Genomic DNA, 12,002 nt, shown 5'->3' with positions numbered 1-12,002 from the left:
ACACCGAACCAATAGTATTTAGCGCCCGGGGCATCCCGGCACAGAGCAAAAATATGAGGAGACCGGATGAGCGACATTATCTTGGAAACAAGAAGCCTGACGAAAGAGTTCAAAGGCTTTACGGCGGTAAATAACGTCAATTTGCAGGTTGAGCGTGGTCATATCCATGCGTTGATCGGCCCTAACGGTGCTGGTAAAACGACCTGTTTCAATCTGCTGACCAAATTTCTGGTCCCGACTTCGGGCCAGATTTTATTCAATAACCGCGACATCACTTCTGCTGCGCCGGCGCAGATTGCACGGCAGGGGATCATTCGGTCATTCCAGATTTCTGCGGTGTTTCCGCATCTGACGGCGATGGAAAATGTCCGCATAGGTTTACAGCGCTCGCTCGGGACTTCTTTCCATTTCTGGAAAAGCGGCAACACATTGTCGCAATTAAGGGATCGTGCGATGGCGCTGCTGGCGGAAGTCGATTTGACGGAGTTTGCCGACACGTTGACCGTCGATTTGCCGTATGGCCGCAAACGTGCATTGGAAATCGCGACCACGCTTGGCATGGAGCCGGAACTGATGTTGCTGGACGAACCGACGCAGGGCATGGGCCATGAAGATGTCGATCGCGTCACGGCGCTGATCAAGAAAGTATCGGCCGGCCGCACCATTCTGATGGTCGAACACAACATGGGTGTGGTCTCCGGCATTTGCGACAAGATCAGTGTGTTGCAACGCGGTGCGGTGTTGGCGGAAGGGCGCTACGAAGAAGTAGCAACGAATCCGCAGGTGATGGAAGCTTATATGGGCACCGAATCGGCAGTACTGGAAGGAGCGCATTGATGTCGTCCGTTATTTCTCCGCTTGCTGCGCCAACGTCTTCCGGGTCAGGCGTTGTGACACCCGCACTCAGCATCAGCAATCTACAAGCCTGGTACGGCGAATCGCATATTTTGCACGACGTGAATCTGACCGTGAACGCGGGGGAAGTGGTGACGCTGCTGGGCCGCAATGGCGCCGGCCGCACGACCACCATGCGCGCGATCATGGGATTGACCGGGACCCGCAAAGGCTCGATCAGGATTGCCGGCACCGAAGCCATTGCTTTGCCGACGCATAAAATTGCGCACCTGGGCGTTGGTTATTGTCCCGAGGAGCGCGGCATTTTTTCTTCGCTTTCGACTGAAGAAAATCTGCTCTTGCCACCGTCAGTATCGAAGACGGATAAAGGTATGTCGATTGCTGAAATCTACGACATGTTTCCGAATCTGGAAGAGCGAAAAAACAGTCAGGGCACCCGCTTGTCCGGTGGTGAACAACAGATGTTGGCAGTGGCGCGGATCCTGCGTACCGGTGCGCGCTTATTGTTGCTCGATGAAATTTCGGAAGGCCTGGCGCCGGTGATCGTGCAGGCATTGGGACGCATGATCATGATGCTCAAGGCGAAGGGCTACACCATCGTCATGGTTGAGCAGAATTTCCGTTTTGCGGCGCCATTGGCGGACCGCTTCTATGTGATGGAACATGGCCAGATTGTGGAGACTTTCGGCGCCTCGGAACTACAGCAAAAAATGCCGGTGTTGAATACATTATTGGGTGTTTAGGAAGCAGGGTTTAGGACAGGGTTTAGAACGTGAGCGGCACACCTTCCGTTGGTGATTTAAAAGTGGTTTAAAAAATGGAGAAGCTAATGACTATCAGATTCAAGGCACTGACACTCGCAGTTTCCAGCACGCTGGCGTTTGGCCTGGCCGGACCTGCAGCGGCACAAATCTCCGGCGACACCATCAAGATCGGTTTCATCACCGACATGTCGAGTGTGTATTCCGACATCGACGGCCCCGGCGGCGCGGAAGCGATCAAGATGGCGATTGCGGATATGGGCGGAAATATCAAGGGCAAGAAAATTGAATTACTGGTAGCGGATCATCAGAACAAGGCCGACATTGCATCGAGCAAAGCGCGCGAATGGTTCGACCAGCAAGGGCTGGATGTACTGATCGGCGGCACCAACTCCGGCACCGCTTTGGCGATGGCAAAGATTGCTGCCGAAAAGAAGAAACCCTTTTTCGAAATTGGCGCGGGCAGCACCCGTTTGACTAACGAAGAATGCACGCCTTACACCGTGCACTACGCGTATGACACTTATGCGCTGGCTAACGGCACCGGTTCGGAGGTGGTCAAGCAGGGCGGCAAGAGCTGGTATTTTCTGACTGCGGATTATGCTTTTGGCGCCTCGCTGGAAAAAGACACGACGACGGTGGTGAAGGCTTCGGGCGGTACCGTTCTCGGGGCGGTAAAACACCCGTTGAATGCATCCGATTTCTCTTCGTTCCTGCTGCAGGCGCAAGCATCGAAAGCACAAATCATCGGTTTGGCAAATGCTGGCGGCGACACGATCAATGCGATCAAGGCAGCGAATGAATTCGGCATTACCAAGACCGCCAAGCTGGCTGGCTTGCTGGTGTTTATCAACGACATTCACTCGCTGACGCTGAAGCAAACACAGGGCATGTATTTGACGGATAGCTGGTACTGGGATCAGGACGATGCGTCGCGTGCGTGGGCCAAGCGTTATTTCTCAAAAATGAAAAAAGAACCGTCGAGTCTGCAGGCCGCGGATTATTCAGCTGCCACGCAATATCTGAATGTGGTGAAAACGATCGGCACCGACGATGGCGAGAAAGTGATGGCGCAGCTGCGCAAGACCAAATTCAACGATATGTTCACCAAGAATGCTTATCTGCGTCCTGATGGCCGGGTAGTGCATGAGATGACGTTGTATCAGGTCAAGACCCCCGCCGAGTCCAAATATCCATGGGATTATCTGAACAAGATCCAGACTATTCCGGCGGAGAAAGCATTTATGGCGAAGGCTGATTCCAAATGTGCGGCCTGGAAATAATGTGTGGCTGCCATAAATAATTGCAACTGACGTAAGTACCCGGGTCTGGTACTGACGGCGCGTCGATTATTCTGCGATTAACGCGCCGTCGTGCTGTTTGATGGTTCATCACTTTATAGCTGCTCAACATCTTTCTGCACGGGGCCGGCATCGCCGGTCGCGCATGCGGTATTGACGCCGAAAGACGCTGAACGGTTTTCCGAGTGATTTTATGATGACATTGCCATGGAACTATTCGGCATTTCCTTCCAAGCCCTGATGAGCCAGCTGTTGCTGGGGCTGGTCAACGGTTCGTTTTACGCCATGTTGTCGCTGGGCCTCGCGGTGATCTTCGGCCTGCTCAACGTGATCAATTTCGCCCACGGCGCGTTGTACATGATGGGCGCATTTCTCGCCTGGATCGGATTGACGTATTTCAATCTGAATTATTGGGTGATGCTGATCCTGGCGCCGCTCGTCGTCGGCATGTTCGGTATCGTCATCGAAAAAACCATGCTGCGCTGGCTATACAAACTGGACCATTTATACGGTCTGCTGCTGACCTTCGGCATTACGCTGATGGTGGAAGGCATCTTTCGCTCGTTCTATGGCGTTTCCGGCCAGCCGTATTCAGTGCCGGAGTTGTTGGGCGGCGCTACCGATGTCGGCTTCATGATGTTGCCGAACTATCGTGCCTGGGTGGTATTTGCTTCATTGATCGTGTGCTTTGCGACCTGGTTCGTGATCGAGAAGACCAAACTCGGCGCGTATCTGCGCGCCGGCACCGAGAATCCGAAGCTGGTCGAAGCGTTCGGTATCAACGTGCCGTTGATGGTCACCTTGACCTACGGCTTCGGCGTCGCTTTGGCGGCCTTTGCAGGGGTGCTGGCGGCGCCCGTGATCCAGGTCTCGCCACTGATGGGCTCCAACCTGATTATCGTCGTCTTCGCGGTTGTGGTGATCGGCGGCATGGGTTCGATCATGGGTTCCATCGTGACCGGGTTGGCCCTGGGTGTGATCGAAGGATTGACGCGGGTGTTTTATCCGGAAGCATCGGCCACCGTGGTCTTCATTGTGATGGCGATCGTGTTGATGATTCGTCCAGCCGGTTTGTTCGGTAAAGAGAAATAGAAAAAGGTGAGCGGCATGAATAAAAAAATTCTCTATGGCTTGATATTGATCGCGGCATTGGCGGCGCCGTTTGGCATCTATCCGGTGTTTTTGATGAAAGTGTTGTGTTTTGCGCTGTTTGCCTGCGCTTTCAATTTGCTGATCGGTTTCACCGGCCTGTTGTCGTTCGGTCATGCAGCGTTCTTTGGCGGCGCCGGTTATGTCGCCGGTTTTACATTGACGAAGCTTGGTTTGCCAACCGAGCTGGGACTGATACTCGGCATGCTGGCCGGTGCGCTGATTGGACTGGTAATGGGCAGCCTGGCGATTCGCCGCCAGGGGATTTATTTCACGATGATCACGCTGGCGCTGGCGCAGATGGCGTATTTCGTCTGCCTGCAAGCACCGTTTACCGGCGGCGAGGATGGCTTGCAAGGCGTGCCGCGCGGGAAGCTGCTGGGGCTGATCGGTCTTGAAAATGACCTGACCTTGTATTACGTCGTGCTGGCAATTGCGGCGCTTGGATTTGCGTTGATCGTCCGCACCATCAATTCGCCGTTCGGTCAGGTGCTGAAGGCCATCAAGGAAAATGAACCGCGCGCCATTTCACTCGGCTACGACGTCGATCGATACAAATTGCTGGCGTTTGTCTTGTCGGCGGCGCTGTCCGGTCTTGCCGGTGCCACCAAGGCGTTGGTACTGGGCTTTGAGACGCTCACAGACGCCCATTGGACCATGTCTGGCCTGGTTGTATTGATGACGCTTGTGGGTGGCCTTGGCACCCTTACGGGGCCGATTGTTGGCGCGGTGATTATTATCGTGCTCGAAAACAAGCTGGGCGACATTGGCGGCTGGCTGGCTGCAGTCACGCATATCGAATGGTTTAACAGCCTGGGCGAATCGGTGACCATTGTTACCGGGTTTATTTTCATCGTTTGTGTGCTGGCGTTCCGGCGCGGGATTGTAGGGGAGATTGGCGCGCTGTTTAAAAGGCGTGCGGCTGATAGCTGAGGGGATAGCGGCCGATAGGTAATTGCGTGAATGGAAGCCCGTACAGTTTGCCTGTGCGGGCTTTTTTTCTTATCCATTCTGCATTGGGTTAGTACCGGCTAATCGTTATCGATAAATAATAATACCTAAAAGGCAATTTAATTGCCTGTCGCCAAGGCACAATACACCGCCATTTCCTTTGCCCGATTAATACGGCATTACGTGTCGGCAATAGGTAGAATTGAGGCCCGATTGCATTGTGTATTAATCGCTACCGCAATATTCAACCTGATCCCATATTTCCCTGATGATATTTCTTATTCAGTACCTCAATATTTCCCCAGTGCAGCGGGGGCGGCAGCATGCCTGATCTTTTATTCAATTATGCGTTCCTGGCTGCGGCCGGTTTCGTGGCCGGATTGATAGACGCGGTGGTGGGTGGGGGAGGGTTGATCCAGATCCCGGCATTATTTTCCATGCTGCCGAATACCGCGCCGGCGACCATCTTCGGCACCAATAAACTGGCGAGCATATTCGGCACCAGCGCGGCAGCGGTTAATTATGGCCGACGGGTGCGAGTGGCGTGGAGTGCGGCGGTACCGGCGGCAGGCGCGGCGTTTTTATTTGCATTTCTAGGTGCCTATACCGTCACGCATATTCCAACCGAAGCTATCCGCAAGACCTTACCGTTCATTTTATTAGCGGTAGCGGTTTACACGTTTAAGAAAAAGGATTTCGGCAGTATCCACGCGCCGCTGCATACCGGTTCGACAGAAAAACTGATTGCCGTGTTGATTGGCGGCGGAATTGGTTTTTATGATGGCTTTTTTGGCCCTGGTACAGGTAGCTTCCTGATTTTCCTGTTTGTGCGATTTTTTGGCTTCGATTTTCTGGCGGCATCTGCAATATCGAAGATAATCAATGTGGCGACAAATCTTGCAGCGCTGTTATGGTTCGGTTATAGCGGGCACATTCTTTGGCAGCTTGCTTTACTGATGGCGATCTGTAACGTGGCGGGATCATTAGTCGGTACGCGTCTGGCAATCAAACATGGCAGTGGATTTGTCCGTAAATTATTCCTGGTCGTGGTATCGGCACTGATATTGAAGACTAGTTACGATGCATTCTTGAAATAAGGTTATTGAGCGGATTGTTTTGAAGCTGGTTGTTTCACGTGAAACAACCAGCATTTTTTTGCGCAGAATCTTTGCAGCGCGAGAAAATAGTTTGAATGTTTCACGTGAAACTATTTTCTGCCGAAATATCTTGATAGTAAGTTTGTTACTTCCGAAAACTTGAATCGTGAATGCTGCACTGATACCACAAGTGCGCCGGACAAGCGGGCGGTCGATCTGAATTGGATTTATAATCACGCCTCTGTTCACCGTCTCATCGAGGCGCACTATGCTCTTTCCTACAAATTTTGATGTAATCGTTGTCGGTGGCGGCCATGCCGGAACCGAAGCTGCTCTTGCCTCTGCGCGCATGGGCCAAAGAACCCTGCTGCTAACGCACAATATCGAGACCCTGGGTCAGATGTCATGCAATCCATCGATAGGTGGGATTGGCAAGGGCCATCTCGTAAAAGAGGTGGATGCAATGGGTGGGGCGATGGCGATAGCTACCGACGAGGCCGGTATCCAGTTCCGGATTCTGAATTCTTCCAAAGGACCGGCGGTCCGCGCAACTCGTGCGCAGGCCGATCGTATCCTGTACAAGCAGGCGATACGCTCGCGTCTCGAAAATCAACCTAACTTGTGGCTGTTCCAGCAGGCCGTCGACGATTTGATCGTCGAGGGGGACCGTGTGGTTGGTGCAGTGACACAGGTCGGTATTCGCTTCCTTAGTCGTGCAGTGGTCTTGACCGCAGGAACATTCCTCGACGGCAAAATTCACGTTGGCTTGAATAATTACTCGGCGGGCAGGGCGGGTGACCCCCCGGCGATCTCGCTGTCGGCGCGACTGAAAGAATTGAAGCTGCCGCAAGGCCGCTTGAAGACCGGCACGCCGCCACGGATTGATGGCCGCACCATCGATTTCTCAGGCATGCAGCCGCAACCGGGTGATCTCGATCCGGCTCCCGTATTTTCGGTGATGGGTAACGCTGCAATGCATCCGGCACAATTGCCGTGCTGGATTACGCACACCAATCTGCAGACCCATGACATCATTCGCGCCGGCCTCGATCGGAGCCCGATGTACACCGGTGTCATTGAAGGTGTCGGTCCGCGTTATTGTCCATCGATTGAAGACAAGATTCATCGTTTTGCCAGTAAGGATTCGCACCAGATATTCCTGGAGCCAGAAGGACTGACTACCAACGAATATTATCCAAACGGCATCTCCACCAGTTTGCCGTTTGATGTGCAACTGGCGCTGGTGCGGTCGATGGCCGGTCTGGAAAATGCGCATATTTTGCGTCCTGGTTATGCGATCGAATACGACTATTTCGATCCGCGCGGCCTGAAGGCATCGCTGGAAACCAAGTTGATCGGCGGTCTGTACTTTGCCGGTCAGATCAATGGCACCACCGGTTACGAAGAGGCGGCTGCGCAAGGCATGCTGGCCGGCTTGAATGCGGCTTTGCAGACACAGGAACGTGACGCCTGGACCCCGCGTCGCGACGAGGCTTATCTGGGCGTGCTGGTCGACGATTTGATTACCCAGGGCGTGCAGGAACCGTACCGGATGTTCACCAGCCGTGCCGAATATCGCCTTAGTTTGCGCGAAGATAACGCCGACTTGCGCTTGACGGAAATCGGTCGGCAGCTGGGCTGTGTCGGCGATGCGCAATGGGCGCAGTTCGAGAAAAAGCGCGAAGCAGTGGCGCTTGAAATGGAGCGTCTGCGCTCGACTTGGGTCAACCCGCGCATGTTGTCGGATGCTGAAGCTGAAAGAGTTGTTGGAAAGGCAATTGAGCGCGAGTATGCGCTGGCCGATTTGTTGCGCCGTCCGAATGTCACCTACGATGAGTTGATGACGCTCAAGGGAATTGACGGGCAGGACCTCGGCGGTCCGGGCGTACCAGACGAGACCGTCAAGGAGCAGGTGGAAATCCAGGTCAAATACGCCGGTTACATCGACCGTCAGGCGCGCGAAGTAGAGCGCCATGAACATAGCGAAAACCTGAAATTGCCAGCCGACCTGGATTATCTGGATGTGCAGGCGCTGTCGATGGAAGTGCGACAAAAATTGAATCAGCATCGTCCCGAAACTTTCGGTCAGGCTTCCCGGATTGCCGGTGTGACGCCGGCTGCGTTGTCGTTGCTGCTGGTACACCTCAAAAAAGGTGGCATGAAAAAGTTGGACAAACTCGCTGACAGCAACGATCAGGCTGCTTAAGGTAGTTGCTACAATTTTACGGGCCGGCGCATGGCCGAAATACATGATGGTAAGGTAGCGGGCGGGAGCCAGGCGTTGCTGGGCAAGGACGCAAACGTCAGACGCCGCAGCCGGTTTTGGAGAATGGTTAACGACCTCAAAGGTCATTGCCGGGATAGCAAAGGAATAGCAGCATGAGTCAAGTACACACCAGCGCGGACGGTTCGCTGGCCGCCGCCTTGCGCGATGGTGCCCAGGTATTGGGAATTGATCTGAACGAAGTGCAACAGAGCCAATTGTTGGCTTATCTGACTTTGCTGGCGAAATGGAATCGGACCTATAACCTGACCTCGATTCGTGAACCGGCGCAGATGATGACGCATCACTTGCTCGATTCACTGGCGGTGGTCCCGGCGTTTTCCGGCGCGCAGAACGTCCTGGATGTCGGCGCAGGCGGTGGCTTGCCCGGGATGGTACTGGCGATCTGGGCACTCTCAGCGGCGCCGCAAATGCGCGTCTCGATGATTGATACCGTGCATAAAAAAACAGCATTTCTCACCCAGGTCAAGGCGGAAATCGGCCTGAAGAATGTCAGCGTATACACTGCCCGTGTCGAACAGTTGCAAGTGCCGCATAAATTCGATGTGATTACCTCGCGCGCATTTGCCGAGCTGTCCGACTTCATCAACTGGTCGGCACATTTACTGGCTGAGGATGGCCGGTTTATTGCGCTCAAAGGCGTGCAGCCGGACGCTGAAATGGCGCGTTTGCCGGTGGGATGGGAAGTCACTGAAGTGCGGCCGATTGCCGTTCCCGGCCTGGATGCGGAACGCCATTTGATTTACATCAGGCGAGCCCGGTAATCCAGGTTTTGATATCAGCAAGCTAATTAACACAACACAAGAGCGAGCATGTCATGAGCACATTTTTTCACACCCTAGGCATCACCGACGTCTGGCAATTGATTGCGGCGACGATGGTGTTCTTGATGTTGCCCGGACCCGGCACATTTTGCGTCTTGACCAGTGCCAGCAAGAAAGGCTTGCGTAGCGGATTTGTCACGTTGACGGGGATCATGATGGGCGACGCTGTGCTGATGTTTCTGGCGGCGATCGGGGTTGCCGCTTTGTTGCACGCGAATCCGATCGTGTTCAAAGGCGTGCAATATCTTGGTGCCGTTTATCTGGCGTACCTGGGCTTCAAACTGCTGCGCACAAAAGGTGAGGGGGCCGGCGCCGCGGTGCCTTTTTCGAATATTGCCGATTGGCGCCGCGGATTTTTTGTGACCTTGATCAATCCGAAGGCGATCATTTTTTACATGGCCTTTTTCCCGTTGTTTATCGATCCGGTGTCGCAACGCGGCAGCATCACTTTTCTGACCATGGCCGGAATCATCTCCAGCTGCGCCTTGTTTTACGGTAGTCTGCTTGTGCTGGTTGGAAATGCTGCCGCTAAACATCTGGCGCGCCACCGCCTCATCGCTGCTTTCGCCTCTAAAGCCGCGGGAATTTTCCTGATCGGTTTTGGCATTAAACTGACGACGAACTAACACACACTATAAAAATATCAACATATGGCAAAAATATTCTGCGTCGCCAATCAAAAAGGCGGAGTCGGCAAGACCACTACCGCCGTTAATCTGGCCGCTGGCCTGGCTCAACTCAATCAGCGTGTATTGCTGGCCGATCTCGATCCGCAAGGGAATGCGACGATGGGCGCCGGCATCAACAAAGGGACGCTGACTGCATCGATCTACGAAGTATTACTCGGCATGTCGGATATCCCGAGTGTCCGGATTGTCTCCGAGACCGGCAAGTTCGATGTGCTGCCGGCGAATCGCGAATTGGCCGGTGCCGAAGTCGAAATGGTCGAGCTTGAAAATCGCGAAAAGCGTCTCAAAGATGCATTTACCGGCATAGCCGATGAGTACGATTTTATTTTGATCGATTGCCCGCCGGCGCTATCGCTGCTGACCTTGAACGGCCTGTGTGCGGCGCATGGCGTGATCATCCCGATGCAATGCGAATACTATGCGCTCGAAGGTTTGTCGGATTTGGTAAACACCATCAAGAAAGTCCATGCAAATTTGAATACCGATTTGAAAATCATCGGCTTGCTACGCGTCATGTTCGATCCGCGCATGACGCTGTCGCAGCAGGTGTCGACGGAACTTGAGCAACACTTTGGCGATAAGGTTTTCAAGACCGTGATCCCGCGTAACGTGCGGTTGGCGGAAGCGCCATCGTATGGCATGCCCGGCGTCAGTTTTGACCCTGCCTCCAAAGGTGCGCAGGCCTACATCGCGTTTGGCGCCGAGATGGTCGAACGCATTAAGACAATGTGACAAGACACTGTAACTGGCAATGTAAAGATAAATATGGCTACGAAAAAATCAAAAGGGTTGGGTCGCGGTCTGGATGCGTTGTTAGGCGGTTCGACCGATATTACTGAAGCGGTACCCACCATCGCCGGCGCACCATCGGTGTTGCAGGTAACGGTGTTGCAAGCCGGTAAATATCAGCCGCGTACCCGCATGGACGAAGGGGCCCTGAGCGAGTTGGCGGCATCGATCCGGGAGCAAGGGTTGCTGCAGCCGATCCTGGTGCGGCCAATTGCATTGCACAACGGCGCCCAGCACTATGAAATCATTGCCGGTGAACGACGTTTTCGCGCGGCACAAATTGCCGGTCTGACCGAAGTGCCGGTGCTGGTCAAGGACGTCGATGACCAGACCACCGCAGCAATGGCCCTGATCGAAAATATCCAGCGCGAAGATCTGAATCCGCTGGAAGAGGCGCAGGGTATCCATCGCCTGATTACCGATTTCGATTTCACCCATGAAAAAGCGGCGCTGTCGGTTGGCCGCTCACGTAGCGCGGTATCAAATTTGTTGCGTCTGCTGAACCTGGCCAAGCCGGTACAAACCATGTTGATGGCCGGCGATATCGACATGGGTCATGCGCGCGCACTACTGGCAGTTGATGGCGCAACCCAGATCACGCTGGCGAATCAGGTGGTGGCGAAGCGGATGTCGGTGCGCGATGCGGAAAAGCTGGTGACGCGCACCACTGCCGAACAGAATGCAGTCACCCGTCCAGCCGACAAAAATAAGGCAAAGTCGCGCGACATCGCACGGCTGGAAGAAGAGTTGTCGGATTTACTGGCGACATTGGTGACGATCAAGACCGGTGCAAAAAATCGCGGTCAGCTGATTATCGACTTTTCCGATCTGGATACGCTGGACGGTTTGATTACTCGCCTGAAGGGGCCGGAATAATCAAGATGTCACGGCGGTTTTCCGGCGAATGTCGAGCGCGCTGATTTTCCTGCCATTGTGAACGTGAATGGTTTTGCGCCGATGCGACGCATGCTCTTGCCGTTCGGCAGCACGGTCGCCGCTTCTGCCGACGATCCAGGGTGTGAACAATCAAAAGCACAGCCCTTTGCCGCCAACTGGCAGGCAGCGTTTCACAACATTGGTGCACATGGCCATGTGAATGCTGCCAGCGGTCTTGGCGATTGGCGCCAGGGAAGGCAATGGCTGGCGCAACTTGGCGGCGTCGTAACTGTTGTATAGCGCGCATAAGCTGATGATTCGCTTGCAAAAGTTTGACGAAAACAACACGCTGACCGTATAATCCTCGGGCTTCTAAAACTGCCGCAAGCGCACTCTTCTGGACGCCCGGTTCTGCCCAATTTGGGA

Annotated in this window: 12 protein-coding genes; all 12 read left to right on the top strand. The window is 54.0% G+C overall.

Going from position 1 to position 12,002, the window contains the following annotated elements:
• The first annotated feature begins 66 nt into the window (after window positions 1-66).
• The 12 genes from AC3CHX_RS27585 to AC3CHX_RS27530 all read left to right on the top strand — a co-directional run bounded on the left by AC3CHX_RS27585 (window position 67) and on the right by AC3CHX_RS27530 (window position 11,876).
• Entirely contained in the window at window positions 67-837 is a 771-nt protein-coding gene (locus AC3CHX_RS27585; RefSeq protein WP_488631127.1) for an ABC transporter ATP-binding protein, read from the top strand.
• The gene (locus AC3CHX_RS27580; protein WP_488631126.1) at window positions 837-1,598 is read left to right on the top strand and encodes an ABC transporter ATP-binding protein; all 762 of its coding nucleotides are present in this window, start codon (window positions 837-839) and stop codon (window positions 1,596-1,598) included. Before AC3CHX_RS27585 ends, AC3CHX_RS27580 begins: the two co-directional genes overlap by 1 nt.
• Before the next feature lie 86 nt (window positions 1,599-1,684).
• Window positions 1,685-2,899, top strand: coding sequence for an ABC transporter substrate-binding protein (locus tag AC3CHX_RS27575; RefSeq protein ID WP_488631125.1), 1,215 nt, complete (start codon window positions 1,685-1,687; stop codon window positions 2,897-2,899).
• 225 nt (window positions 2,900-3,124) lie between these two features.
• Window positions 3,125-4,009, top strand: coding sequence for a branched-chain amino acid ABC transporter permease (locus AC3CHX_RS27570; RefSeq protein WP_488631124.1), 885 nt, complete (start codon window positions 3,125-3,127; stop codon window positions 4,007-4,009).
• A 15-nt stretch (window positions 4,010-4,024) separates the two neighbouring features.
• On the top strand, window positions 4,025-4,999 hold the full coding sequence (locus AC3CHX_RS27565; RefSeq protein ID WP_488631123.1) for a branched-chain amino acid ABC transporter permease: 975 nt from the start codon (window positions 4,025-4,027) through the stop codon (window positions 4,997-4,999).
• A 341-nt stretch (window positions 5,000-5,340) separates the two neighbouring features.
• Window positions 5,341-6,114 carry a sulfite exporter TauE/SafE family protein gene (locus AC3CHX_RS27560; protein WP_488631122.1) on the top strand — a complete coding sequence of 258 codons (774 nt, stop codon included), beginning with the start codon at window positions 5,341-5,343 and terminating at the stop codon, window positions 6,112-6,114.
• Window positions 6,115-6,382: 268 nt separating this feature from the next.
• Window positions 6,383-8,320 carry a tRNA uridine-5-carboxymethylaminomethyl(34) synthesis enzyme MnmG gene (mnmG, locus tag AC3CHX_RS27555; RefSeq protein ID WP_488631121.1) on the top strand — a complete coding sequence of 646 codons (1,938 nt, stop codon included), beginning with the start codon at window positions 6,383-6,385 and terminating at the stop codon, window positions 8,318-8,320.
• Between the two features lie 173 nt (window positions 8,321-8,493).
• A complete protein-coding gene (rsmG, locus tag AC3CHX_RS27550) occupies window positions 8,494-9,162 on the top strand; it encodes a 16S rRNA (guanine(527)-N(7))-methyltransferase RsmG (protein WP_488631120.1) in 669 nt (222 codons plus the stop codon).
• Between the two features lie 53 nt (window positions 9,163-9,215).
• The gene (leuE, locus tag AC3CHX_RS27545; protein WP_488631119.1) at window positions 9,216-9,848 is read left to right on the top strand and encodes a leucine efflux protein LeuE; all 633 of its coding nucleotides are present in this window, start codon (window positions 9,216-9,218) and stop codon (window positions 9,846-9,848) included.
• A 24-nt stretch (window positions 9,849-9,872) separates the two neighbouring features.
• Window positions 9,873-10,643, top strand: a complete 771-nt coding sequence (locus AC3CHX_RS27540) for a ParA family protein (protein ID WP_488631118.1) — start codon at window positions 9,873-9,875, stop codon at window positions 10,641-10,643.
• Window positions 10,644-10,676: 33 nt separating this feature from the next.
• A complete protein-coding gene (locus AC3CHX_RS27535) occupies window positions 10,677-11,576 on the top strand; it encodes a ParB/RepB/Spo0J family partition protein (protein ID WP_488631117.1) in 900 nt (299 codons plus the stop codon).
• A 57-nt stretch (window positions 11,577-11,633) separates the two neighbouring features.
• Window positions 11,634-11,876, top strand: a complete 243-nt coding sequence (locus AC3CHX_RS27530) for an RBBP9/YdeN family alpha/beta hydrolase (RefSeq protein ID WP_488631116.1) — start codon at window positions 11,634-11,636, stop codon at window positions 11,874-11,876.
• The last annotated feature ends 126 nt before the right edge of the window (window positions 11,877-12,002 follow it).

The sequence above is a fragment of the Glaciimonas sp. OK215 genome (assembly GCF_057787885.1).
Note: the sequence above shows the minus strand (reverse complement) of the source record. Positions and strands in the feature narration are given on the sequence as shown.